At 55.0% G+C, this 23,932-nt stretch carries 21 protein-coding genes and 1 tRNA gene; 19 read left to right on the top strand and 3 right to left on the bottom strand.

Annotated elements, in window-relative coordinates; all coding sequences use genetic code 11:
* Positions 1 to 8: 8 nt before the first annotated feature.
* Genes aroA through aroF form a run of 3 tightly spaced genes read right to left on the bottom strand, consistent with a single transcriptional unit; the run spans position 9 to position 3,434 of the window.
* The gene (gene aroA / locus HMPREF1527_RS01485; RefSeq protein WP_016476934.1) at positions 9 to 1,322 is read right to left on the bottom strand and encodes a 3-phosphoshikimate 1-carboxyvinyltransferase; all 1,314 of its coding nucleotides are present in this window, start codon (positions 1,320 to 1,322) and stop codon (positions 9 to 11) included.
* Positions 1,316 to 2,449 (bottom strand): 3-dehydroquinate synthase, encoded by a 1,134-nt coding sequence (aroB, locus tag HMPREF1527_RS01490; protein ID WP_016476935.1) that lies wholly within the window; start codon positions 2,447 to 2,449, stop codon positions 1,316 to 1,318. The genes aroA and aroB overlap by 7 nt, the downstream gene beginning before the upstream one ends.
* Positions 2,442 to 3,434, bottom strand: coding sequence for a 3-deoxy-7-phosphoheptulonate synthase (gene aroF, locus HMPREF1527_RS01495; RefSeq protein WP_084594818.1), 993 nt, complete (start codon positions 3,432 to 3,434; stop codon positions 2,442 to 2,444). Before aroF ends, aroB begins: the two co-directional genes overlap by 8 nt.
* A 4-nt stretch (positions 3,435 to 3,438) precedes the next feature.
* On the opposite strand from aroF, the gene HMPREF1527_RS01500 reads away from it, so the two are divergent.
* From HMPREF1527_RS01500 to yqeK, 19 genes are all read left to right on the top strand, one after another.
* Positions 3,439 to 3,515, top strand: a tRNA-Arg gene (locus HMPREF1527_RS01500).
* Positions 3,516 to 3,610: 95 nt separating this feature from the next.
* Positions 3,611 to 6,040, top strand: a complete 2,430-nt coding sequence (locus tag HMPREF1527_RS01505) for an HAD-IC family P-type ATPase (protein WP_016476937.1) — start codon at positions 3,611 to 3,613, stop codon at positions 6,038 to 6,040.
* 34 nt (positions 6,041 to 6,074) lie between these two features.
* The gene (locus tag HMPREF1527_RS01510; RefSeq protein ID WP_016476938.1) at positions 6,075 to 7,229 is read left to right on the top strand and encodes a zinc ribbon domain-containing protein; all 1,155 of its coding nucleotides are present in this window, start codon (positions 6,075 to 6,077) and stop codon (positions 7,227 to 7,229) included.
* Between the two features lie 104 nt (positions 7,230 to 7,333).
* Positions 7,334 to 7,876, top strand: a complete 543-nt coding sequence (locus HMPREF1527_RS01515) for a peptidylprolyl isomerase (protein WP_016476939.1) — start codon at positions 7,334 to 7,336, stop codon at positions 7,874 to 7,876.
* Between the two features lie 33 nt (positions 7,877 to 7,909).
* Positions 7,910 to 9,205: a tetratricopeptide repeat protein gene (locus HMPREF1527_RS01520; protein WP_016476940.1), complete on the top strand. Its 1,296-nt coding sequence runs from the start codon at positions 7,910 to 7,912 to the stop codon at positions 9,203 to 9,205.
* A 114-nt stretch (positions 9,206 to 9,319) separates the two neighbouring features.
* Positions 9,320 to 10,360, top strand: coding sequence for a rod shape-determining protein (locus HMPREF1527_RS01525; protein ID WP_016476941.1), 1,041 nt, complete (start codon positions 9,320 to 9,322; stop codon positions 10,358 to 10,360).
* A gap of 5 nt (positions 10,361 to 10,365) precedes the next feature.
* Positions 10,366 to 11,490, top strand: coding sequence for a rod shape-determining protein MreC (gene mreC, locus HMPREF1527_RS01530; RefSeq protein ID WP_016476942.1), 1,125 nt, complete (start codon positions 10,366 to 10,368; stop codon positions 11,488 to 11,490).
* Between the two features lie 9 nt (positions 11,491 to 11,499).
* A complete protein-coding gene (gene mreD, locus HMPREF1527_RS01535) occupies positions 11,500 to 12,060 on the top strand; it encodes a rod shape-determining protein MreD (RefSeq protein WP_016476943.1) in 561 nt (186 codons plus the stop codon).
* A 6-nt stretch (positions 12,061 to 12,066) separates the two neighbouring features.
* On the top strand, positions 12,067 to 14,076 hold the full coding sequence (gene mrdA / locus HMPREF1527_RS01540; protein WP_016476944.1) for a penicillin-binding protein 2: 2,010 nt from the start codon (positions 12,067 to 12,069) through the stop codon (positions 14,074 to 14,076).
* Positions 14,077 to 14,090: 14 nt separating this feature from the next.
* Complete coding sequence (locus tag HMPREF1527_RS01545) at positions 14,091 to 15,317, top strand: FtsW/RodA/SpoVE family cell cycle protein (protein ID WP_016476945.1); 1,227 nt, start codon at positions 14,091 to 14,093, stop codon at positions 15,315 to 15,317.
* A gap of 48 nt (positions 15,318 to 15,365) precedes the next feature.
* Positions 15,366 to 16,211: a hypothetical protein gene (locus tag HMPREF1527_RS01550; protein ID WP_016476946.1), complete on the top strand. Its 846-nt coding sequence runs from the start codon at positions 15,366 to 15,368 to the stop codon at positions 16,209 to 16,211.
* A 181-nt stretch (positions 16,212 to 16,392) separates the two neighbouring features.
* Positions 16,393 to 16,743, top strand: coding sequence for a 50S ribosomal protein L21 (gene rplU, locus HMPREF1527_RS01555; protein ID WP_016476947.1), 351 nt, complete (start codon positions 16,393 to 16,395; stop codon positions 16,741 to 16,743).
* 94 nt (positions 16,744 to 16,837) lie between these two features.
* A complete protein-coding gene (gene rpmA / locus HMPREF1527_RS01560; RefSeq protein WP_016476948.1) occupies positions 16,838 to 17,092 on the top strand; it encodes a 50S ribosomal protein L27 in 255 nt (84 codons plus the stop codon).
* Positions 17,093 to 17,640: 548 nt separating this feature from the next.
* Positions 17,641 to 18,225, top strand: a complete 585-nt coding sequence (locus HMPREF1527_RS01565; RefSeq protein ID WP_016476949.1) for a hypothetical protein — start codon at positions 17,641 to 17,643, stop codon at positions 18,223 to 18,225.
* An 80-nt stretch (positions 18,226 to 18,305) separates the two neighbouring features.
* The gene (locus tag HMPREF1527_RS01570) at positions 18,306 to 20,291 is read left to right on the top strand and encodes an ABC transporter ATP-binding protein (protein WP_232209519.1); all 1,986 of its coding nucleotides are present in this window, start codon (positions 18,306 to 18,308) and stop codon (positions 20,289 to 20,291) included.
* Complete coding sequence (locus HMPREF1527_RS01575) at positions 20,281 to 21,030, top strand: energy-coupling factor transporter transmembrane protein EcfT (RefSeq protein ID WP_016476951.1); 750 nt, start codon at positions 20,281 to 20,283, stop codon at positions 21,028 to 21,030. Before HMPREF1527_RS01570 ends, HMPREF1527_RS01575 begins: the two co-directional genes overlap by 11 nt.
* Before the next feature lie 75 nt (positions 21,031 to 21,105).
* Positions 21,106 to 22,539, top strand: coding sequence for a GTPase ObgE (gene obgE, locus HMPREF1527_RS01580; protein ID WP_016476952.1), 1,434 nt, complete (start codon positions 21,106 to 21,108; stop codon positions 22,537 to 22,539).
* On the top strand, positions 22,532 to 23,233 hold the full coding sequence (gene nadD / locus HMPREF1527_RS01585) for a nicotinate-nucleotide adenylyltransferase (RefSeq protein ID WP_016476953.1): 702 nt from the start codon (positions 22,532 to 22,534) through the stop codon (positions 23,231 to 23,233). Before obgE ends, nadD begins: the two co-directional genes overlap by 8 nt.
* Positions 23,230 to 23,925, top strand: coding sequence for a bis(5'-nucleosyl)-tetraphosphatase (symmetrical) YqeK (gene yqeK / locus HMPREF1527_RS01590; protein WP_016476954.1), 696 nt, complete (start codon positions 23,230 to 23,232; stop codon positions 23,923 to 23,925). The genes nadD and yqeK overlap by 4 nt, the downstream gene beginning before the upstream one ends.
* The last annotated feature ends 7 nt before the right edge of the window (positions 23,926 to 23,932 follow it).

Genomic DNA, 23,932 nt, shown 5'->3' on the forward strand with positions numbered 1-23,932 from the left:
TGTCCTGTCTATGCGAGCCCATCGCTCAGCTCGACAATGCCGCCGAGAGAGCGAAAATCCTCAAAGAAGGTAGGGTAGGACTTTGCCACCGCTTCCGCGTTGGTAATGGTAGTCGGACCATCGGCGTAGGCTGCGGCGATGGCTGCCATCATCACGATGCGATGGTCAGAAGATCCGCTCACCTCTCCGCCGTCAAGGCCTTCCATACCTTCGACGTGCAAAGCGCCATCTTGTACGGACGCCTGTCCACCAAGCGCGTTGAGGGCGTTGGCTATTGTTGCAAGACGGTCAGACTCCTTGAGGCAGAGCCTTTTCGCGTGGGTAAAGACGGTTGAGCCGCGCGCGAAAGCTGCAGCTACTGCGAGTGGCGGCACTAGATCAGGCGTATCCGACACGTTAAGCTGAATAGACCGCAGGTGATCGAAGCTTGCGGCCGCGTTATTGCCGTGCCGGGACACGCGCGCTCCTATAAGCGAAAGGGCTGCAAGTATAGCTCTGTCACCTTGCGCACTCTGCATAGCAAGGTTTGTGACCTCGATGCCGTTACCGAGGGCTCCTGCGGTAAGCCAAAAGGCGGCGTTGGACCAGTCACCCTCAATCTCAAGTTGACCTGGAGTCTTGTAGCTGACGTTGCCTGACACGTAGAACCGTGCGTACTCTTTGCCAGCTTCAACCAGATATGTTGTTTCGACACCAACGCCAAAATCAGCTAGCGTCTTAATAGTCAGGTCCACATAAGGGGCTGATTCGACGGGCGTGGCGACAAATACCTCGAGGTCCTGCTCCATAAGGGGAGCGGCCATAAGAAGCCCGCTGACAAATTGTGATGAAATATTGCCCGGCAACACAAAACGTCCGCCTGAAAGACGGCCCGAAAGAGCAAGGGGATAGGCGCCTTCAGGAGAAAGGCGAACTCCGTGCTCTGTGAGCTGGCCATAGAGCGGCGCGAGTGGGCGCTGCACGAGCATTCCTTCAGCGTGGAATTCAACTTTGCGCCCCAAGGCTCCTGCCACAGGAAGCAGAAAACGGAGCGTTGAGCCTGACTCACCGCAGGGCAGCTCGATTTTCTTAAGCTGAAAGAACGTGTGCTTGGGCTGTTTGATGGGGGATACACGGTAGCCTCTGACGGTTCTGGTAAAGTGAGCGCCCAAAGCTTCCAGGCAGGCGATAGTTGCGTCAATATCTTTTGACGAAGCGTTGCAGTCGATGTCCGTGACGGTGTCGGCGCAGGCCGCGCAGATGAAGACGCGATGAGCCTCAGACTTTGAAGCTACCGCGCTGACGGTTCCAAAAAGTTCATGCGGGGTGATTGTCGCTAACACGCTGTTCCTCCTGTGCCACATCCGTACTCGATAATAGTACGCATTTCATCCTGTGAAAGCGAAACGATATCTGCAGAACCGATTTTTGTCGGGATGACGACATTGATGGAAGATCCACGTCTTTTCTTATCGCGCCAGACGTAGTCCATGAGGGTTTCTCGCGTAAAGGTCGTGTCGACAGGCAATCCGAAACGAGAGACAAGCGCTTCTATCCGTTTGGCGTCTTGAGCGCTGGCAAGATGCACATGAGGATCTGACGCTCCACGCATGAGGCAGCAAAGACCCGCCGCAACGCACGCGCCATGGCTCAGCGTACAGTCGCTTGCAGCTTCAATCGCATGGCCGATTGTATGGCCAAGGTTGAGCATGTGCCGCCTGCCTGCATCTGTTTCATCGGCAGCGACAAAAGCGCGCTTGATACGGATGTTTGCGGCGATGAGTTTGACAAGCGTCTGTGCATCGGGGGCCAAGAGGCTCGTCTTGTCAGCCGGTCCTGTCTCCAAAAGCGAAAAGAGCGCCGCGTCCGCAAGTACCGTATGCTTGATTATTTCTGCACAACCGCTTTGAAATTCTTTTGAAGGAAGCGTTTTCAGAGTTGCGACATCGATAAGGACGCTGTCCGGTTGAAAAAACGCTCCCGCAAGATTTTTGCCGGCCGGCAGGTCGATGGCGCATTTTCCGCCGACTGACGCGTCGACCATCGCAAGGAGCGTGGTTGGTATGTGCACGACATGGCAGCCGCGAAGATAGGTGGCGGCGGCAAATCCGGCAAGGTCGCACACGACACCTCCGCCGAGCGCGATTATGCAGTCGTGTCTTGTCAGACCATGACGGGCGCATTCGTCCCACAGATGTGAGAGGCAAGAAACGCTCTTGGAATGCTCTCCGGCAGGAATGACGGTGTATGACATTGCTGCAAATCCAGCGGTGCCAAGCGAGCTCAGGAGCTTCTCGCCATAGAGCGGCCAGACATTGGTATCGCTTACAAGATGCAGACGCGTCTCTGCGGGAAACAACGATCTGAGCTTTTTGCCCGCGTCTTCAATCAAGCCGGCGCCAACGACCACTTCATATGATGCGGAAGGGGTGCGGACGTCAAGGCAGATGGTGTTGGAAGCTCTATCCACAAAGCGCCTCCCTGATGGAGCGAACGCGCTGCATAAGCTGAGAAAACTCTGCGGGCGTAAGCGCCTGTTCACCATCGGACAAAGCATGAGGAGGATCAGCGTGGACCTCGATTTCCAGACCGTCGGCGCCTGCGGCAACGGCGGCGCAGGCGAGGTCTGCGACGTAGGCGGCAGTTCCGGCGGCATGGCTTGGATCGGCGATAATCGGCAGGTGGGAATCGTGTTTGACCACGGGAATCGCGCTGACATCAAAGGTGTAGCGCGTGGAGTCTTCAAATGTCCTGATGCCCCGCTCACAGACGAGAACCTTGCGGTTTCCCTCACGCATGATGTATTCGGCGGCAAGCAGAAGCTCTTCGATGGTGCTGCCCATCCCGCGCTTGAGCAGCACGGGAGTTTGCGTTTTACCGACAGCTTTCAGAAGCGAGAAGTTCTGTGCGTTGCGGGCGCCAATCTGAATGACATGAACGCCAAGCTCAAGGTATGTGTCGAGAAGCGCCTCCTGGGTAAGCTCGACCACTATGGGTATATGTTCTTGGTGTGAGGCTTCCATCAGCAGTTCAAGCGCGCGTGTGCCCAGACCCTGAAAGTCATAGGGGCTCGTGCGTGGCTTAAAAGCGCCTCCGCGCAGCATGGTTGCTCCGGCAAGACGCACATCATGGGCAAGCGAGAGGAGACTTTCTCCCTCAACCGAGCATGGTCCTGCTATGACGGCAAAGTTTCCGCCTCCGATTTTGACCCCGTATCCGACGTCAATGCAGGTATCTGCCGGATGTGATTCTCGGCTTGTCAAAATGGCGCGCATGCATGCCTCTTTCAAACTATGAGTGCTTGGTGTCCGAACACGGCTCTCGGTGCTAGGACGTAGTTGTCGGTGTTCGGGCGCGGAAATCACGGGACGCTTTGAGTCTATAACATGACCGATATCTTCCTTCTCTGAATTTTGAACTTGAATTTGCCTATGCTTGCTCGTTATACTTACCAACTATGGCCCCGTAGCTCAGTGGATGAGAGCGTTTGCCTCCGGAGCAAAAGGTCGTGGGTTCGAGCCCCACCGGGGTCACCAGGTATAACGTGACGGTATGCTGCCCTGTTTGCGCCGGCGAATACATCGGCTTGTGGCATGTGTACGCTTGAGATATGTGCCAGTTGTGGAGAACTATGAGAGACACTTCAGGCGTGCGGGAGACGTCTGCGCTACGAGGATTGAGTTCGGCGGAGGTAGCCGAACGTGTTGCCGACGGCCGCGTCAATGCCAATACGGACGTAACGACAAAGTCCATTTCTTCCATCATCAAAGATAACGCTCTGACGCTTTTTAACATCGTCAACATCGCGATGGCTGTCCTGGTGCTTTTTACCGGAGAGCTGCGTAATGTGCTGTTTATGGCGGTCGTCGGGGCTAACCTGCTTATTGGCGTGATCCAGGAGATCCGTGCGAAGCGTATGGTGGACCGTCTTACCATCCTGACAGCCAAAAACGTGACGGTTATTCGCGACGGTAAGGACACGGAGGTTTTGCCTTCAGTGCTGGTAGTCGATGATCTGATCCGTCTTCGCACGGGAGATCAGGTGCCCGCGGACTGCGAAGTCGTCCAAGGATCCGTAACCGCTGACGAGAGCCTTCTGACCGGCGAAAGCGAGCCTGTCGAGAAGAGCGTCGGAAGTGAATTGCTGAGCGGAAGCTTCATTGACCTGGGCAGTTTGGTGGGCCGTGTTACGCGCGTTGGTCAGGACGGCTACGCCGCCCGCATCAATGCTGAGGCGAAGTACGTCAAGCCGGTTAATTCAGAGATAAAGGCGACGATCAATTCGATTATTCGCGCAGGTACTTTCGCGCTTATTCCTTTGGGAATCGGTCTGTTTTTGCGCAGCTATTTTCACGCGCCGTCCGACCTCAACGCCGCGATTCTTTCTTCGGTCGCGGCGGTCATTGGCATGATTCCGCAGGGATTGGTGTTGCTGACATCGTCTGTTTTAGCTATTGCAACGGCGCGTCTCGCTGTTAAAAACGTACTGGTCCAGCAGACGTATTGTGTGGAGACGCTTGCTCGCGTCGATACGCTTTGTCTTGATAAGACAGGCACCATCACTACAGGAGAGATGGAAGTCGCGCATGTAGTGGCCGACAGCCTGGATATAGAAGCGGATACGTCAGAGGTAATCGGCGCCCTTGCGGCCATTGTCTGTGCCAATGAGCACGATGCAAACGATACGGCTCGTGCCATTCTTTCGTATCTCAAAAAAGAATCAATCGAGCCTCCGCGTACTTCTCGCGCCATTCCCTTTACGTCGGCTCGAAAGTACTCCGGATGTGTCACCGAAGCGGGAGTCGCCTATGTGATGGGAGCCGCTCAGTTTGTAGTCGGCGCGGGTGTTGCCGAGCGTGCGCTTGCATCGGAAATCTTTGGAGAACTTGAACGCGTACTGGTAATTTGCAGGGTTGAGGGCTTTGACGACAATGACGCCCTGCAAGGTGAGGTAAAGCTTCTCGGCTTTGTAGGTATTCGAGACCAGATTAGAAGCACCGCTCCTGAAACGATTCGCTATTTTCTTGATCAAGGTGTTGACCTGCGTGTTATTTCAGGAGACGATCCGCGTACCGTTGCGGCTATCGCCGCGCGTGCAGGAATTCCTGGGGCAAAACACTGGGTTGACGCGACAACGCTTGCAGACGAGAGTGATATTGCCAAAGCTTCAAAAACATGCCGCGTTTTTGGCCGTGTGACGCCTCAACAAAAGCGTCTTTTGGTGCAGGCGCTCCAGGCGCAGGGCCACACAGTTGCTATGACCGGAGATGGCGTGAATGACATTTTGGCACTCCGTGAGGCGGATTGTTCAGTTTCGATGGCCTCAGGATCTGCCGCAGCGCGCAATGTCTCCGAGATCGTGTTGGCAGACAATGACTTTGCCCATATGCCCGAAGTTGTTGCTGAGGGGCGGCGCTCCATCAACAACCTCCAGCGCTCAGCGGCGCTCTTTCTGGTTAAGACCGTGTATACTGCGGCTCTGGCGCTTTTTTGCATCATCATGCCGCCGTATCCCTTCATTCCTATTCAGATGTCGTTGCTCTCTTTCGCGACGGTTGGACTCCCATCGTTTGTGCTGGCCCTTGAGGTCAATCACGAGCGCATTACCGGCAACTTCCTGGCAAATGTTCTGGAGCGCTCGTTGCCGGCGTCAGCAGCCATTACCGTATCGTTGGCGTTGATTTTGACGAGCGGCCGCCTGCTTCATCTGAGCGTTGCGGAGATGTCCACCATCTGCTTAGTGGTGACGGGAATCATTGGAATCGCTCTCATACGGCGTATCTCTTTGCCGCTTAACGCGCTTCGCAGGGCGCTCCTCGCGTCTGTCGTTCTTATCGTCACGCTTGGATGCACGCTCTTCAGATCCTTCTTTAAGATATCGGCCATATCAAGTGATATGTGTATCCTTCTTGTACCTGCGCTGTTTGTGTCAATCGTAATTTTCAACAGGCTCTACGTTTTTCTTCATGATCACAGCAAGGAGAGCCGGGTCTTCTCGGCATTCGTCCGCGTTTTTAGTGAGGGCGACAATGAGCGCTCGCAAGGCTCGCGTGAAGAGTAAGATGGCTGCAGGACATTAAGGAAGGGATATACGCATGCGCTGTCAAAGATGTGGAGCGATTGTTCCTGAGGGAACGCCTACATGCCCGCATTGTCATGCGGATCTTGGCGTGACGCAACGTATTCCTGTGGCTGACGCGCATTGGTGCCCCCACTGCGGAGCTCTTGTGGAAAAAAGCATGTCAGTCTGTCCGAAGTGCGGCGTGCCCCTTCCCAGGCATGCCAAAAGAGGCGTTTCTGCGACGCCAATCAGGCCTGTTCGAGATATCAGACTTCCCGAAATTGGGGAAGAATCCGCGTCTCGTCAGCGTAGGTCCGCGGCAACACTCAATTCTGATGTGCCCAGTGACGAGCAAACCACCGCGCTATCAGGTGCCGTCGCGCAATCCGCGCAAGACGCGCACTCTGCCGGCACAGACACAATCGATTCGGATTCCACCGCGGTGTTCACACTCGATGAGCGCCGACCCGCACCCCGCTTTGAAAGCGCAATCCCTTCCGAGCCCGTCCACGACGAGGAGACTAGTCGCGCAGAAGGCATGCCCCGTATGCGCGTGGTTGTAGTGACGGCATTGCTAGCCTTGGTTTTTATGGGTGGATTGGTGCTTTATATCACGCATCCCTGGAATCCTACGGCCAACGATGAGCGCGCCACTCAAGGCATTGATCTTTCAAAGCAAGGCTTTCCGGGAACCGTTGAGAAACTCAAAGGCCAGGACGAAGACGAATCCAATACGCCTTCAACCAATGGGGATCCTTCGTTTCAGGCGATGGAGGCGGACTACGAGAAGCTTGCCGATCTTGAAAAGCGTCTGAACGATAATGAAACGTCATTTGACACCATCGCTATCAGCGGGTCGCGAGAAGAGCGTGAAGCGGCGGCTGAGGACGCTAAACAGATTGCCCTTGAAATCAGCAATGTCGTTTCGGACCTCTCTAACCTTGATGATGCCGATGGAGCCTACCGAACACAGCTTGACAATCTTTCCACGTTGGGAAATTGGCTGCGAAACCGCTCTGACGCGCTGAGTGAAGGCTGGAGTCGCTCGCTTGACTCCAAGAATCCGTCTGCCGAAAAAGAGCATATTTTAGACCCCGTTGACAGCATGCGCGATTCTTCGGGCAAAAGCGAATACCAGCAGCTTTTTGAAAAGAACTACGACGCGTGGAAGCCTACGAAGAAGCAGTAGGAGCTACCGTTTGTCTGCTGAAACTATGAAAACTGCGTGTTACTGCTAAAATTACAGAGTTATACGTTATTCCCGCTTTGGCGCGGGAGGCAGGAGGGCATAGCATGAGCTTTGGACTTGATCCGCTTTATACGCCAGAACGCGAGGTCACCGGTACTGAGATTGCCGTTTTCACTACGTCAAAAGGCACGATCCGGGTCAAGCTTGATGGCGCCGGTGCTCCCATTCACGTAGCAAACTTTTGCGAGCTTGCTGAGTCTGGGTTTTACGACGACACCAAGTTCCATCGCTTTGTGCCGGGTTTTGTCATTCAGGGCGGAGACCCCAATACGCGCGATATGAGTTCTGAAGACGTCGCGGCGGGTCGCCCCGGCGCCGATGGCCTTCCTGGAACCGGCGGCCCCGGATATCGCATCAAAGAGGAGTTTTCTTCAAACCCCTGCAATGCTCATAATGACGGAGCTCTTGCGATGGCTCGTTCTTCTCACCCCGATTCCGCGGGATCTCAATTTTATTTTTGCCTCGGTTCGCAGCATGGCTTAGACTCAGGCTATACCGTCTTTGGAGAGACGATTGAAGGTAAAGCGGTAATTGAGCAGCTCAGAGCAGGGGATGTTCTGAACTCGGTCCGTATTGAAAACGCGTAAAGCTTCCGGCTCAAAGGTATCTTGGAGGAAACTGTGAATCAGCAAGCATATGAACAAGGCAAGAGGGCGTACCAGGCAGGCGATTGGTTTTCCGCCGTCTTCCAGCTTGGCCAGGCAAAAGAGGCTGGCGAGAAAAACGGCGAGATAGACCACCTTCTTGGAAACGCTTATATGAAGCTCGGGCAGTTTGAGTCTGCCGTCAACGCGTATGCGGGCGCTCTGAGCGATGTTTCCTACGGTAAGGCAGGCGCGCTTTCCACAAACCGGGGACGCGCTCTTCTGGCCGCCGGCCGCGTGCAGGAGGCAATCGACACGCTTTCCAAGGCGGTTCAAGACGCTTCGTATACAACGCCATACAAGGCTTTTTTGGCGCTTGGCTCTGCCTATGAAAGGCTTGGCGACACGCGCAACGCCGGTATCGCTTATCGCAACGCTGCCGTTGACGAGGCTAACCCCAATCCGTCAGGCGCCCTGCGGAGTCTGGGTAAGTGCTTTATGGGTCTGGGTCGTCCTGTTGACGCGGTGGAGGCCTACCGCACGGCGCTTGACTTCCTGACGCCGCTTGAAAGCCAGGCTGAAGTTTACTGTGAGCTTGGCCTTGCCTATGTCGCCGCTAACCGCATGTCCGAAGCGGTTGACGCTTTCTCACACGCGTCATCAGATTCAACCTTTGTGATGAGCGACGAGGCAAGAACGGCTTATGAGGCCGCTCAAAACGCGGTGGCAAGAATCCGCTCCCGCAAGCCGTCAGAGACAGACGCTTTTTTGCAGGCGGCGGGATACGGCAGCTACGATCCTCTCGACCCCATGGGGGAGTCGGGCGAACTCATTCCTTCCGCTGAGGACACGGGCTTTTTCTCCCTGTCAGAAGAGGATATTCTCGCCCAAGACAAAAAAGAGAGAAAGATTCGCCGCAAGCACCGTCATACCGGTCTTAAGGTCTTTATCACGTTGCTTATCCTTTTGGCGCTTGCTGTTGGCGGCGGAGTATTTGCGTATACTCAAGGCTATGGATGGCCGACGCAGCAGTCCGTTATCGAAGGTATTTTCGCCGCGAAGACGCAGGGCTCAAACGGCTCCATTAAGCAGTTCATTGCCAGCGGCGTTGACGATAAGAAGATTCAAGACATCAGCGATGTTCTTCCTTCTACGGGCACTCCTACCATCACCAAGCTTGACAAGAGCGCTACCACATCCACCGTTACCGTTTCCGTTACCACAAGCAATGGCAGCAGCGTTGAGTATACCGTGGGTCTTGTCAGGGATGGTATCGGCTGGAAGGTTTCAGACGTCGTAACCAACGCCGTGTCTCAAAATTCTTCTCGCTAAGATGTGAACTCGCTTTTGCCCCGTGCACGCGGGGCGGGAGCGGGGTACACTAATAACGTTGCTGGAGATAAGGATTGGAAGGCGTCAGCGCCTCCAAAGAAATGATTGGAAACCATGTCTATCTTCGATTCGCTCTTCGGAGAATATGGCGGAGACCTCGCAATTGATTTGGGAACCGCAAACACCTTGGTTGCTGTGCGCGGTCAGGGTATTGTCATCAATGAGCCTTCCGTTGTCGCTATCGACAAGAGCGAGAGCCGCGTTTTAGCGGTCGGAGCAGACGCGAAGCGCATGATTGGCCGTACTCCCGGCTCCATTATTGCTGAGCGTCCGCTCAAAGACGGCGTCATTGCTGACTTTGACGTGACCGAAGTCATGCTGCGCTACTTCATTGAAAAAGCTCGCGAACGCAAGTATCCGTGGTCTCCGCGGCCGCGCGTCGTGGTATGTGTTCCCTCAGGGGTCACATCTGTCGAGAAGCGCGCGGTATTTGAAGCTACTATTCAGGCCGGAGCGCGCCAGGCGTATCTCATAGAAGAGCCTATGGCGGCGGCAATCGGAGCTGACCTTCCTATTGAAGATCCTACCGGATCCATGGTAGTTGATATCGGCGGCGGTACCACTGAGGTCGCTGTTATTTCCATGGGCGGCATCGTGGTGTCTCAGTCGATTCGTACCGCTGGCGACGAGTTTGATCAGACCATTCTTGAGCATGTTCGTGACGCGTACAATCTTTCAATTGGAGAGCGCACGGCCGAAGATATTAAAATCAAGGTTGGTTCCGCGGCTCCGCTCGCCGAAGAGCTTGATGTTGAGGTCAATGGCCGCGATGTCATGAGCGGGCTTCCCAAGACCGTGCGCATTGAATCGGAAGAGATTCGTCGCGCGCTTGATCGTCCGCTCGATGAAGTTACCAAGGCCGTCAAAGACGCGCTGGACGTGACGCCTCCAGATCTTGCTTCAGATCTTATGTACTACGGTATTTTGCTTACCGGCGGCGGCGGTCTGCTTCGCGGTCTTGACCAGCGGCTGCGCGAGGAAACGGGCGTTCCAGTCAACGTTAGTCCGACGGCGCTCGAAAACGTTGTTACGGGATGCGCCAAGGTTCTTGAAGCCAACGCGCTTTCCGGTGGATTCGTTCAAAGCGCAGGCTAATAAGGATGCCACTTACAAACGGGACAAGGGGTTTCTCGTCCAGTCTCAACGAAAATAGCAATAAGCACACCGGCGGCAGAACATTTATCATCCTTACGATACTTTCTGCCGTCCTTTTAACCGCAGGTGTCCACATGGGCGAAGGCGGACCTTTCGCCGCGATACGCGGCGGCTTTGCCACTATTACGATGCCTATTCGTCTGATGGGTTCGGCTTTTTCGGCGCCGTTTCAAGGGATCGGCAACGTGTTTTCCAACCTTACGGCTAGCCAGGAAACGCTTACGCAGCTGAAAGAGGAAAACGAGCAGCTTCGTTCCCGCAACGCTGAGCTTGAGGAAGCCAATACGTCCGCGCAGCGGCTGCAGGGGCTTCTCGACCTTCGCGATACTTACAATCTCCAGGCGACCGGCGCGCGCGTAATTTCCGGTTCGAGCGATTCATGGAGTTCGACCGTTACCATCGACAAAGGTACGACCTCCGGCCTCGCGGTTGGCATGCCGGTAACCGACAGCTCGGCCGCTATCGGCCAGATTATCGCCGCGGGTCCAACGACGTCGACGGTGCGCCTTATTACCGATGAGCATTCCGGCGTCGCGGCTATGGTGCAGTCCAGCCGCGCTCAAGGCATGTTGATGGGTTCGGCATCAGGCCAGCTGACGCTCAATCAGGTGCGTACTGACCAAACGGTTAAGGTAGGAGATACCGTTGTCGCAAGCGGTCTTGGTGGCGTGTTCCCCAAGGGACTTCCGCTGGGCAAGGTCACGAGCGTTGAAACCAATCCGGGGGCGCTGTACTACACCATCGTTGTTGAGCCGCTCGGTCATGTGACCAACAATGAAGAGGTCATGGTCATTACCTCGCTTACGGAAGAGCAGAAGGCGACAGCCTCTGACATCTCCGACGCCGACGCTCAAAACGCCGGCAGCAATTCGTCATCGGGGTCAGATTCTGGTGACGGTTCGGGCTCGGATGGCAACGACACCAAAAATTCAAGCGATTCTTCAAGTTCTGCGTCGGGAACGGGGCAGAATACGGGTACGACTAGTTCTAACGCCGACGCAAACGGAAACACGTCCGTTTCGCCGTCAACGAACAGCGAACGGCATAGCGAGACAGGCCGGACGGATTAAGGAGGGGACATGCAGGTAGCTGACAGAAATAAAGAGCTGCGCACCACGGCACTGCTCGCCATCGTGTGTCTGATTCTCCAGCTTGCCCTGGCTCCGAATATCTCGCTGGCGCAGGGTCATATCAATTTCGCTTTGATTTTTGCGGCGCTCATGGCGCTGAAGGTAGGCGGGAGAACTGGAACAATCTGCGGATTTTGCGCCGGACTTCTGTATGACCTGTCTTCAACGAGCCCTGTTGGTCTTATGGCGCTGCTTCTGACGGTGATGTCGTATATCCTTGGGCGAGAAGTGCGTGACCGCCTGGCAGGTCATTTTGGCCCTTCAATGGGGCAGATGGCAATAACTATCAGCATCGTGTCCGTTCTGCAGCAAGTATTTGCCTCCATTTTAGGGCAAAGCTCCAGCTTCCTAGGGTCTTTTGGTTTCATCGCCGTACCGACAATCGCGCTGACGCTGCTTGCGTCTTTACCCTTTGTGTACAGGTATTCACGCCAACAAGTTTCACATGCTTCTCTCGGCGGCGAGCGCGCGTTTCGCGGCGCAAAGCGTGCAGCGAAACATTTGAGGTAAATCGCTATGGATTTGACGCTGGTTATTGTGGCAGTCTGTGTTCTGGCTGCTATTGGACTCATTATCATCTATCTGGTGTTCGGAAGAAAGAATTCTCCGTTCAAGTTTGATATCGGCGGAGGCTCCCCGCGGGCTTCCGGCGGCGCGGACGCTTCTCCCGAAAAAACACTCTCTTCTCGGCTTGTTGGCTTGAGCGTGGCGGTTGGCGCGGTCTTTACCGCCTTATTTGCTCGCCTGTGGTCTATGCAGCTGGTATCAAGCGATGAATATCAAAAGCAGGCGGACAGTAACCGCACCCGTACGGTTACCACCGCGGCGCCGCGTGGCCGTATTTTGGATCGCAACGGCGTAGAGATTGTTACCAATCGTCCCAGTCCGGCGGTTGTGGCGAAGTCTGACGTATCTGAAGATGACGTAGAAATGCAGGTGCTTGCCAACCTCTTGGGCATGCCAAAGCGCGCGGTCTACCGCAAGATTATTGATACCTCTGAAGGCGCGCAGAGCCTTCGCACGGTAGCCGTTGACGTATCCCGCCGTGTCATCGCCGCTATCTACGCGCATCCCGGTGTTTTTGATGGTGTCAGCATTGAAGAGCGTACTCAGCGCTTCTATCCCAACGGAACGCTTGCGGCTCATGTGGTGGGATATACCGGCACCGTAACGCAAGAGCAGCTTGAAAACAGCAAGACTGCTGACGGCGGGTTCGTTTATGCCCATGGAGACATTGTGGGGCAAACGGGCGTGGAGCTGCAGTATGAATCGGCGCTGCAGGGCGTTCGTGGCGAGCAGACCGTCTACGTTGACGCAAGCGGAAAAGTGCTTGATCACAGTACGTCAATCGAAGCTCAAAGCGGCTCGGACGTTGTTTTAACCATTGATGCGAAGGTGCAAAAGGCGGCGGAGGACGCGCTGGTCGACGCTATCAAGGTGTCTCGCGCGGCAGGCTTTATGGGCAAGGCAGCGTCCGTTGTCGCTCTTGACGTGACCAACGGTGAAGTCATTGCCATGGCAAGCTATCCGACCTTCTCGCCAAGCGTATTTGTCGGTGGTATCGCTTCGTCTGACTGGGAAAACCTTCAATCTGAAGACGCCAATTATCCGCTTATGAACCGCGTTATCGCAGGTCAGTATCCTTCCGGTTCTGTTATCAAAGCGCTGACGACCTTCGCCGGCCTCGATTACGGCGTTTGCACGCCTGAATCCTCATGGTACTGCACGGGGTTTTGGACGGGATTTGGCGAAGAATACGGCATGCACTGCTGGAAACTTTCCGGTCACGGTACGGTGAACCTGGTTACCGGCATCATTAACTCGTGTGACATTGTCTTTTACGAGATAGGCAAGGGTTTCTTTTACAACAAGGAGCACCCCGAAGGTATGCAGGAGGTCTTCCGCAAGTTTGGTCTTGGGGCGCTTTCAGGCATTGACCTTCCTGAAGAGGCGTCCGGCAGAGTTCCCGATGCCAAGTGGAAGTGGGATTATTTTTCCGATTCGCCCGACGATTCGCGCGCGTGGCAGGGTGGCGACAACTGCAACCTGTCCATTGGACAGGGCGATCTTCTCGTCACCTGCCTGCAGATGGCAAACGCTTACGCCGGCGTCGCCACGCGGGGCCAGATTTGGAAGCCGCATGTGCTGAAGAGTATCAACGCCCGCTCAGGCAACGGGTCTGTTATCGAGTACAAAAACAAAATTATCATTGAATGCGAGGAGTCGGAGTCCAACTACGATATTGTGAGCCGCGGTCTTCACGGCATGGTCTATGAGGAAGACCCCGCGTATGCGGCGCACTGGACCAACTTGGATGTGCAGGTCAACGGCAAGACGGGCACGGCGCAGCAGATTACCGTAGGCGATCCGGTCGGCTGGTTTGTGGGTTATGCGCCTGCCGACAATCCCAAATACTGCATCTGCGCAAACGTTGACTGCGCTCCTTCGGGCGCTGGCTCTGCAATGTATGTCGTTCGCGATGTTTTTGGCGCTATCTACGGCCAAAAAGATACGGTTTCGCGATAGGAGGCGAGAAGAACATGGCGTTGGACACATCTGCCGTCACCAAACAGCGAGGTTTTTCTCGCTTCAGACGCACGAACACGCCCAAAGGGCTGACCGTCAACGGTAAAAAATCAGACGGCAAGCGCGATATCTTGGGCAATCTCTATCTGCCGCAGCTGATACCCGCATGCCTGCTTATTCTTATCGGTATCGTGGTCATCTATACGGCGTCGCTAAATATCGCGGAGGCGAGCTTTCCCCGCCACCTTGCAGGTATTGCTATCGGCGCGGTACTTGCTGCCCTCATTTGGCATTATGACTACCGCGGCCTGGCGAACATGTCGACGTTTTTGCTGATAGCAGTTTCAATTTTGATGATTATGCCGCGCATACCAGGGCTGGGCGTATCCATAAAAGGCATGACTGGCTGGGTGAAGATTCCCTTCATACCCCTGCGTTTTCAGCCTTCGGAGGTCGGCAAGATTGGACTTATTTTCCTCATGGCCGCCGTGGGCGCTGAGTACCACGGCAAAGTGGAAACCTTGAAGGATTACGTAAAGCTCTGCGGTACGCTGCTCATTCCCTTTGGCTGTATTATGCTGCTGCCTGATTTGGGAACCGGCCTCATTCTTTTGGCGATAGGAGCGACCGTCATCATTTGCTCGGGTGCCAAAAAAACATGGATTCTCATTACGTTTTCCCTGCTTGTCGCTGTGGTGGCACTGGTGGTAGTGACCTCGCTTATTCCGGGTATCCCGCATATTCTGAAGGACTACCAGATCAAGCGCCTGGTGGTATTTGTCGACCCGTCCATCGATCCGTCAGGAGACGGGTATAACTTGCAGCAAGCCAAAATCGCGGTCGGTTCCGGCGGCCTTTTCGGCAAGGGTCCGGGCAATGCTACGCAGGCAAGCGGCAGGTTTTTACCTGAGGCGCATACCGACTTCGTGTTCGCGCTCTTTGCCGAGGAGTTTGGCTTTGTCGGCTCTCTTGTGATGCTGGCGCTCTTCGCGTGGATGATCTTCTCGACGATTCTTCTCGCCATGCGCCTTGAAAATCCGTTTGCCAAGCTCACTCTTGTGGGTTGCGCCGCCATGTGGACATTTCAAATGCTGCAAAATATTGGCATGTGCATTGGCATTATGCCCATCACCGGCATTCCACTGCCGTTCATTAGCTTCGGTTCCACATCGATGCTTGCGCAGATGATGTCTGTGGGTGTGGTGCAGTCGGTGTGGCGACATCGTCAGAAGTCCGCGTAGTATTGATGCGATACAGGCCGAGTAAAGGCGGCATAGGGGCAGGTGAGTATGGCAGCTTCGATGACAAAGATTGCGGGCTCGCTGGTGAGCGGGCTTGGGGCGGATTTCGCGCAGATTGAGAGCGTGACTGTTCGCGTATACGTTGACAGGTCTTGCCCAACGTATCTGGCGCAGGCGGTCCGCCAGGCTCTTGTGCCTGAGCGTGTGAGTGCGCATGTCGAGGTGCTGCCTCTCGCGGCGTCTGAGGCGCAAACTTCAACAGTTCCCGATGCGGCCATTATTGTATCCGGAGGAAATCTGCTGGTAGGCGAGAAGTGCGCAGAACTTGCCGCATCCGGTATTCCCGTTGCGGTTATCGTTGAGTCGGCTGTTGAGGCGCCGCGCGTTGCTGTTTCCGCCGAAGCCGCTCTGCGCATCAACATCCTGGCCGGCACTTCGTCTGAAGCTGTGCTTGAGCGTTTAGCCGTATGGCTTGCGTCTGCTACCGAGAAGGGCGTCTCATGCGCGGCGTCGTTTCCGTTTTGCCGGGAGGCTCTGGTGTCCTCACTGGTTTCCAGATGCGCCGCCACCAATGCCGCAATCGGCGCGGTCTCTATGATTCCCGGGTCCGACATGGCGCTGATGACATCCTCGCAGATTCGTCTGGCGCTTGATATCGCGACGGCTTACGGTCTGGATTCCCGCATTGATCGCATTCCTGAGCTTGCAGGCGTTGCTTGTGCCGGATTGGCATACCGAAGCGCTGTTCGGAGTCTTGTGGGCGTGGTGCCCGGTTTTGGCTGGCTGCTGAAGGCGTCCATGGGATATCTTGGGACAAAAGTTACGGCGCGCGGCATTGTAATGCGCATCGAACATATCAAAAAGGAAGAAAATCAGCCACAAGTTGTGGATTAATCTGGTAATTTGAGATTCTTATGGTAGACTGTTTCGAGCTGTGTTTCTCGCCGAGGGACATGGGGCGCCGACAGTTTCCCGCGTGCGCCACAGGTTACGGCGTTGGATACCTTTGCTCGGGTTCCAGAAACCGGTCTCATTGATAATCGTTGCACGTTTTCAGCAATGAAGGGTTACACACATGTACGCAATCGTAGCAACTGGTGGCAAGCAGTATAAGGTTGCCAAAGATGACATTATCGCTGTCGAGAAGCTTGACGCGCAGCCTGGCGACAAGGTCAAGCTTGACGTTCTCATGCTTAATGACGGCAAGAAGACCATTGTCAATCCGTCTGACCTCTCTTCTAAGAAGGTCACCTGCGAGGTTCTTGAGCAGTTCAAGGATAAAAAAGTCCTTGTTTTCAAGCTCCACAAGCGCAAGCGCTACCACCGTACCAACGGACATCGTCAGCAGCTTACCAAGCTGAAGGTCACTTCTCTTCCGACCACGCGCAAGGCTGCGTCTAAGGCATCCGACGAATCAGCCGAGTAACGGCGTTTGGATGTTTGGTTGCATCAGCACCTTCAACTCTTCACGTAAGCGGCTTTCAACGTTTCAGATTATTTTAAGATAGGCAGGTAGCACTATGGCACACAAGAAAGGTCTCGGTTCGTCCCGTAACGGCCGCGATTCTCAGGCGCAGCGCCTGGGTACCAAAATTTACGGTGGCCAGGCCATCAAGGCTGGTCAGATTATTGTTCGTCAGCGCGGCACCCACATTACCCCCGGCGTTAACGTCGGCCGCGGCAAGGACGATACGCTTTTCGCGCTCGTTGATGGCGTTGTCGAGTTCAAGCGCGGCGTCAAGCATGTCGTCAACGTCATTGAGGCGCAGGCGTAACATAATTGGCAATTCGTTTGCTGTTGTTTTTGCAAGGGGACCCTTCGGGGTCCCTTTTTTGGCATAGGGATGCTTGTAGTGTTAGCGCCCTTAAACGCTTCATAGCTCACATCTTCGAACGCTTCAACGTTTCAAAGCTGTTTCATGATTGCTTTTTCGAAAACTCCGTGAAGAGGAATTGGTATCCTTGCTCACAGGTTGTAATCGTGTGTTTGAGTTGCCGACACTGTTTTAGCCGTGTCAGCCTTGTTGTAGAGGAAGGGAGACTATCTATGAGCTCTAATCCAGCAGCAATAAGCTGCGCTTCAGCGACAAACTCCACTGCAACCGCATCCCGTAAAAACTGGTGGTGGCGTACTCTGTCCCTCTTCGGTTGACTGTGAGTCACTCATGCTGTTTGGCATATGTGAGGGCTCCCGGAAAGACCGGGGGCTTTTTTATTGCCGAAATCGCGAGAAAGTATGAAAAGAAAAATGTAAAAGAGAACGCAGCAGAGCAACGCAGGTAACAACGTAATAGATAATAAGAAACGCGTGAAAGGAACGCATATGACAGTCCAAAAGTCTCATCGCAGCCAGAACTTGAACAGCCAAAACCTCAAACAGCCGCGTATTGCGATCCAATCAAGTCGACAGGGGGCCCTTGATGTAACATCGCTGGTAACAGTGGCGGTACTCATTGCCGCCGGTCTCATTCTTGATTTGACCGTCGGCAAGGCAATCAGCGCGGTGGGCATTGCCCCGGAGTTTGTCATCGCCTCATTTTGCCTAGCGATTCTTTTGCTCAAGCCGAACGCGGTGCAATCGGTTATTATCGGCCTTATCGCCGGCGCGGTCATTCAAATCACCACCTCGCTTCCTGGAGCCGATTTGGTCGCGGAATCAATCGCCGCGCTCGTGATGTTTGCCTTTACCAAAAGCGCCTTCGCCGAGAGCAGAATTATGCCCTTTGTAGGATCTTTTATAACGACTGCCGTTTCCGGTCTGATTTTTGCCGCGATTGCCGTTCCCGCCAAACATGCCGGTCTTGACCTCTTTCTCGTCATGATTCCCGTAATTTTGTGCACGGCGCTTTTCAACGCTATCGTGGTGCAGGCGCTCGCGGAACCTCTGTCCAAAGCGACACGCCGCTGATCCGCTTCAAAAAGGCCGCCTTTCGGTGTTCTTTTGACGATTTTTGCTGAACAGCGGACGTTTCTTGTATACACTCGTATATGCCGTTACATCAAACTTCAATCGTAGCTATGAATGGCGAGAAGAACATGCACTCCGTACTTGATTTTCAACATGTGACGTTTAGCTATCCCGACAGCGAAACGCCCGCGCTTTCAGACATACACTTCCAGCTCAGCGAAGGAGAGTTTCTCGGTATCGTAGGGCCTTCGGGGGCAGGAAAAACGACGCTCACCTCGCTTATGTCCGGCGCGATTCCGCACCACTACCGCGGCACGCTGTATGGAGCGGTGCTGGTTGACGGGCAGGATACCTGTGACGTTACCCTGACCGACATCTCTTGTTCAATCGGCCTCATTCTTCAGGATATTGACGCGCAGATGGTTGCCGGCATTGTAGAGGATGAACTTCTCTTCGGGCTTGAAAATTTTGATGTTCCCCGCGAGCAGATTATGGATCGTTTGACGTACGCTTTGGATACCGTTGGCATATCCGATCTGCGCTACCGCGAAATTGCGACGCTTTCCGGCGGCCAAAAGCAAAAGGTCGCCCTTGCCGCCATGTTAGCGCTGCGTCCGCGCGTGATGGTCCTTGACGAGCCGACCGCCGCCCTTGACCCCGTCTCTTCACGCACCATTTTTGAAACGCTCGCCGAGCTCAATCGCACTGAGCGCATCACGGTTATTGTCGTGGAGCAAAAGGTCGCTCTTCTCGCCACATATTGCTCACGCGCCCTCGTACTGGCAGACGGCGCCATTGCCGCCTGCGGCTCCACAAGCGAAGTCTTTGCGCGCTCAGCGGTCTTGCGCGAACTTGGCGTTGACAGTCCTCGGGCTACACGCATTTCCAATTACCTGCGTAAACTTGGCTATGCGGACGAGAAAGACGTTTCGCTGACAGTCCAAGACGCCTGCGGCCTTGTCGCGCGCGCGGTGGGGAAGAGCAGGGGGGTCTCCTACGACGTGCAGACTCCGCTCACCTCTAAAGACGCGTCTCTTTCTCCAACGTATTTGCCGCTCATCGGTGGTCCTGTGACGGCTGCTGACAGCGGTCCATTCAAAAAGGTTCTGTCTCAGCCGGAGGGAGAGGAAGTTGAGCCATCGCTTGAGCTGCTTGACGTTTCGTTTCGCTATGAGAGCAGCAATGACGGCGTTGACCATGTGACCTTTTCCGTAAATCCCGGTGAGATTGTGGCGCTTATCGGTCAAAACGGCGCTGGAAAGACAACCATTACCAAGCTGGTCAACGGCTTATTGAAGCCACAAAGCGGTGATGTGCGCATTATGGGAACATCCACCGTTTCTCAGCGCACCAGCGAGATTGCCCACCACGTCAGCACGCTCTTTCAAAATCCCGACCACCAAATCTGCAAAGACACGGTTCTCGATGAGGTCGCTTTTGGACTGGAGCTCAAAGGAGTACCGCAATCAGAAGCGCATGAGCGGGCGAAAGACGTTATCGACGGCTTTGGACTTGACGCTCAGGTTTCTCCGTTTACGCTTTCTCGCGGTCAGCGCCAAATGGTAGCCTTGGCGTCCGTGGTCGTGTGCGAGCCTGACGTGCTTGTGCTCGATGAGCCGACAAGCGGCCTTGACTACCGTGAGTGCATGACCGTCATGCACGAGGTTGAAAAGCTGCGCGAGAAGGGCTGTGCCATTTTGATGGTCTGCCATGACATGGAGGTCGTTTCTGACTTTGCGAGTCGCGCGGCAGTTATGGCGCACGGTTCCCTCATCGCTGATGGTCCTCTGGCTGAAGTTTTTGCACAAGATGCTGTTATGCGCCTCGCCGCTATTGAACCGCCTCAGGTGGTACAGGTTGCGCGCGTGCTCTCGGAGCGCGTTGACGCCGCCTATACGGGACTGACAACAGTGTCTGAGATTGGTCGGATGACTGAGCGTATTGTGAGTGACGCCACCTCTCGCGCGGCGGCCGAGAAATTTGTTAGAGAAGCCGTTGAAGAACATCATCGCCATTGCAATACCACCAAAGGCCGCGGCGGTTCGGAGGTCTCAGATGTCAGGTAGCATTATTGATTACACGGAAGGCACGAGCTTTTTGCATCGCGCAAATCCGGTTGCTAAGGTCTTTCTCGCCATCGAGCTTTTCGCGGCGGGCATTGTAGCTCCCGGCTACCCTGAGATTATTGCTGTTATCGCAGCCACGCTGCTTATCAATATCGTGGCAGGCAATGCCAAAAAGGCGTTTCGGCTCTTGGGAGCGTTTTTTGTTATAGGCGCTTGCATGTTTGTCGTTCAGGCGCTCATTGCGCGTTCGGGCACGCCGGTGTTCTACATTGTCACCGACTATGGTCTTGCTCAGGCGACAAATGTTGCGCTGCGCACCATCGCGTTGGCGCTGCCGCTCCTTTCGATGATGAGCCTTACCCGCATGGAGGACCTGACGAGCTCCTGCGTCGAAGTGCTCCATATTCCGTATCGATACGCGTTTACCATCACTACCGCTATTCGTTTCGTCCCTGTTTTTTCGCAGGAAATGGAGAAAATCAAGGAGGCCCAGACGGCGCGCGGCGTGGAGTTTGACGCAAAAAATCCTTTTCGCCGCCTGAAACTGCAACTCCCGCTTATCGTTCCGCTGATGATTTCTTCGGTGAAAAAAGCTGACGCTACAGCGCTCTCAGCCGAACAGCGTGGGTTTTATCTGCGCACGCGGGATTCCGCGCTCAAGCGCTATCCAATGCGTATGTCTGATGGCGTCATACTTGTTGTCGGCCTCATGTTTGTTATTGGCGTAGCGGTTCTCTAATTTTCGCGCGCTTCTCGCCACGGTTTCTTTGCGGCTCGGTTTCGCGTACCATATAAACTGCTCAAAGGAGGATCCGTGGATACATTCACCGACCTGTGTCATATCAACGTAAAAGGCGGCGATGGCGGCGCGGGATGCATGTCGTTCAGGCGCGAGGCGTTCGTGCCTAAAGGGGGACCCGATGGCGGCGATGGCGGCCATGGCGGCGATGTGGTAATCGTTGCCGACCCGCAGCTGTCGTCCCTCATTGACTACCGATATAAGCACCACTTCAAGGCGGAGCGGGGCACGCACGGCAAAGGAGCACGGCGTCACGGCGCGGACGGCGAGGACTTGCTGCTCAAGGTACCGCTGGGAACCGTGGTCAGAGAGCTTGATCCGGAGACGCAAAAGCCCCTGTATGACATAGCTGATCTTACGGTTGCAGGCGAGCGCGTAGTTGTGGCGCCCGGCGGCCGCGGCGGCCTGGGTAACATTCACTTTGTGACATCGGTGCGCCGCGCGCCCGCCTTTGCCGAAAAAGGAGAACCGGCGCAAGATCACTGGATCGAGCTGGAAATGAAGCTGATGGCCGATGTGGCGCTTGTCGGCATGCCGTCAGTTGGCAAGAGTTCGCTCATTGCTCGCATCAGTTCCGCGCGGCCGAAGATTGCCGACTATCCGTTTACAACGCTCGTACCTAACCTGGGCGTGGTCCGCGCCGCGAGCGGTCAGTCTTTTGTCTGCGCCGATGTGCCTGGTCTCATTGAAGGCGCAAGTGAAGGCAAAGGTCTTGGTCATCAATTTTTGCGCCATATTGAACGCACGGCTCTTATCGCCCATGTCGTTGATATAACAGGCGGCTTTGAAGACCGCGACCCTGTTGAGGATTATCGCGTTATCAACCGCGAGCTTGCGACCTACGCGCCTGAGCTTGCCGAGCGGCCGATGATTGTGGTTGCCAATAAGTGCGACATGCCGGATACGGCTGACAAAATAGAAGAGCTGCGCCACGCAGCGGAGGTGGACGGACACCGCTTCTTTGCCGTTTCCGCGGTAACCGGTCATAATCTTGACGAATTTGTCGCCTACTGCGCCTCGGCAGTCGCCAAGCTTCGCCAAGAGTTCTCAGCAGCAGCACCGACTGTCGACCGCTCTGAAACCTGGGAGCACAGGCGTCAGCGCCGTGACAGCCGTTTTACCATTGAGCGAGAAGAGCGTCACGCTTGGCGCGTTTCTGGAGGCGCCATCGAACGTATGGTCATCCAAACCGACTGGGACAATGATGAGGCCGTCGCTTACCTGCAGCATCGGCTTGACCGCATCGGCTTGGACGATCAGCTGATTAAGGCGGGCGCCGTCGACGGAGATGAAGTTCGGATTCTGGGGTTCGCCTTTACGTTTGAAGGGTCAGCGTCCGCGCCTGCACCAGACAGCTACGCTGAAGACGATCCGTGTGCTTTGGACGAACCCGCGGCATCTGACGAAGACGCGAAAATCGACTCTACCGATGGGATAGGGCATGAGTAAGATAGTAAATGGCATGCACCCCGGACTTCCGAACCTCGGCCAGGATTCCTCAAAGACCTACCGATTGGGAATTATGGGCGGTACGTTTGATCCTATCCACTATGGACATCTGGTAGCTGCGGAAACCGCGTACGACGATTTGCATCTCGATGTTGTTGTCTTTATGCCCGCAGGCCGCCCCGCCTTTAAGCAGGATATGCGCGTAACGGCGGGGGAGGATCGCTACTCAATGACGCTTCTCGCCACGTCGGATAATCCCCACTTTGTGGCAAGTCGCTTTGAAGTGGACTTTGAAGGCATTACATATACCGCCGAGACCTTGACACGCCTGCGCGCGCTCTATCCCGAAAACGTCTCGTTTTACTTTATTACCGGCGCTGACGCCATCGCGGATATTGTCAGCTGGCGCAATGCCAGCACCGTAGCGGAGCTTGCTCACTTTGTGGCGGCAACGCGTCCCGGCTATGACCTTAATCGGGCGAGACGGGCCATTGAGCTGTCTCCCTATGATTTTGACGTGACCTATCTTGAGGTGCCCGCTTTGGCCATCTCATCGAGCTATCTGCGCGCGCGTGTAGAGCAGCATCAAAGTCTTCGGTACCTCACGCCTGACACGGTTGCGGGCTATGTGCATAAGCATGGACTCTACGGAGCCGATTCAACGCCGCTCACGGCCCGAGGTGACGAGCGATGAGTGTGCCTTCTGACTGCAAGAACACGGTTATCAAATTCGCAACGGTTTCCTACACTTCAAAGCGGCAGGCGATTATCGAAGAGCTTGAGCGAGATCTTGACGCGCATATGCGCTTGCAAAACCCGAAGCGCTTCGCGCACAGCATTTCCGTTGGCCACATGGCCGAAACTATGGCTGTCGCATACGGGATAGATCCGTATCCCGCGCGCGTCGCAGGCATTCTCCATGACTGGGAGAAGGGCCTTTCTAACGAGGATACGCTTTTACTTGCCGAGAAGTACCAGCTTGAGATGGGCGTCGCGTATGAGAAGATTATCAGCTTGCTTCATGGTCCTCTCGCCGCGCATGAGCTTCCCAAGCTCTATCCATGGCTTTCGAAAGAGATTTTGAGCGCCATCGCAAAGCATACGACCGCTGACCTTGTGATGTCCGACCTCGATAAGATCATATATGTCGCGGACCTTATCGAGCCGCTGCGGGCATCGTATCCAGGCATTGTGCGCTCGCGTGAGCTTTTTGTACGTCATGTTTCTCTTGAGGCGCTGTATCGTGCGAGCTTTACCTCAACGCTTTTGTACGTTGTGGAATCCGGCAAGTACTTGTATCCCAAGTCCGTTGACATATACAATGCTATGATTGGGTGCCCGCTCAAAGAGACTGAGTCGGACGTGACAAAAAGAACAGAAAGGTAGGGCCTTA

Source organism: Atopobium sp. oral taxon 199 str. F0494 (assembly GCF_000411555.1).
In the GTDB taxonomy this organism is placed as follows: Bacteria; Actinomycetota; Coriobacteriia; order Coriobacteriales; family Atopobiaceae; genus Lancefieldella.

What these genes read in the sequence shown, in the direction of transcription:
- HMPREF1527_RS01570 (WP_232209519.1), top strand. Translation starts at nt 18,306, where the DNA reads ATGCCGTTACATCAAACTTCAATCGTAGCTATGAATGGCGAGAAGAAC.
- rplU (WP_016476947.1), top strand. Translation starts at nt 16,393, where the DNA reads ATGTACGCAATCGTAGCAACTGGTGGCAAGCAGTATAAGGTTGCCAAA.
- HMPREF1527_RS01515 (WP_016476939.1), top strand. Translation starts at nt 7,334, where the DNA reads ATGAGCTTTGGACTTGATCCGCTTTATACGCCAGAACGCGAGGTCACC.
- mrdA (WP_016476944.1), top strand. Translation starts at nt 12,067, where the DNA reads ATGGATTTGACGCTGGTTATTGTGGCAGTCTGTGTTCTGGCTGCTATT.
- mreD (WP_016476943.1), top strand. Translation starts at nt 11,500, where the DNA reads ATGCAGGTAGCTGACAGAAATAAAGAGCTGCGCACCACGGCACTGCTC.
- HMPREF1527_RS01545 (WP_016476945.1), top strand. Translation starts at nt 14,091, where the DNA reads ATGGCGTTGGACACATCTGCCGTCACCAAACAGCGAGGTTTTTCTCGC.
- HMPREF1527_RS01575 (WP_016476951.1), top strand. Translation starts at nt 20,281, where the DNA reads ATGTCAGGTAGCATTATTGATTACACGGAAGGCACGAGCTTTTTGCAT.
- nadD (WP_016476953.1), top strand. Translation starts at nt 22,532, where the DNA reads ATGAGTAAGATAGTAAATGGCATGCACCCCGGACTTCCGAACCTCGGC.
- HMPREF1527_RS01510 (WP_016476938.1), top strand. Translation starts at nt 6,075, where the DNA reads ATGCGCTGTCAAAGATGTGGAGCGATTGTTCCTGAGGGAACGCCTACA.
- HMPREF1527_RS01525 (WP_016476941.1), top strand. Translation starts at nt 9,320, where the DNA reads ATGTCTATCTTCGATTCGCTCTTCGGAGAATATGGCGGAGACCTCGCA.
- mreC (WP_016476942.1), top strand. Translation starts at nt 10,366, where the DNA reads ATGCCACTTACAAACGGGACAAGGGGTTTCTCGTCCAGTCTCAACGAA.
- HMPREF1527_RS01505 (WP_016476937.1), top strand. Translation starts at nt 3,611, where the DNA reads ATGAGAGACACTTCAGGCGTGCGGGAGACGTCTGCGCTACGAGGATTG.
- HMPREF1527_RS01550 (WP_016476946.1), top strand. Translation starts at nt 15,366, where the DNA reads ATGGCAGCTTCGATGACAAAGATTGCGGGCTCGCTGGTGAGCGGGCTT.
- yqeK (WP_016476954.1), top strand. Translation starts at nt 23,230, where the DNA reads ATGAGTGTGCCTTCTGACTGCAAGAACACGGTTATCAAATTCGCAACG.
- HMPREF1527_RS01565 (WP_016476949.1), top strand. Translation starts at nt 17,641, where the DNA reads ATGACAGTCCAAAAGTCTCATCGCAGCCAGAACTTGAACAGCCAAAAC.
- rpmA (WP_016476948.1), top strand. Translation starts at nt 16,838, where the DNA reads ATGGCACACAAGAAAGGTCTCGGTTCGTCCCGTAACGGCCGCGATTCT.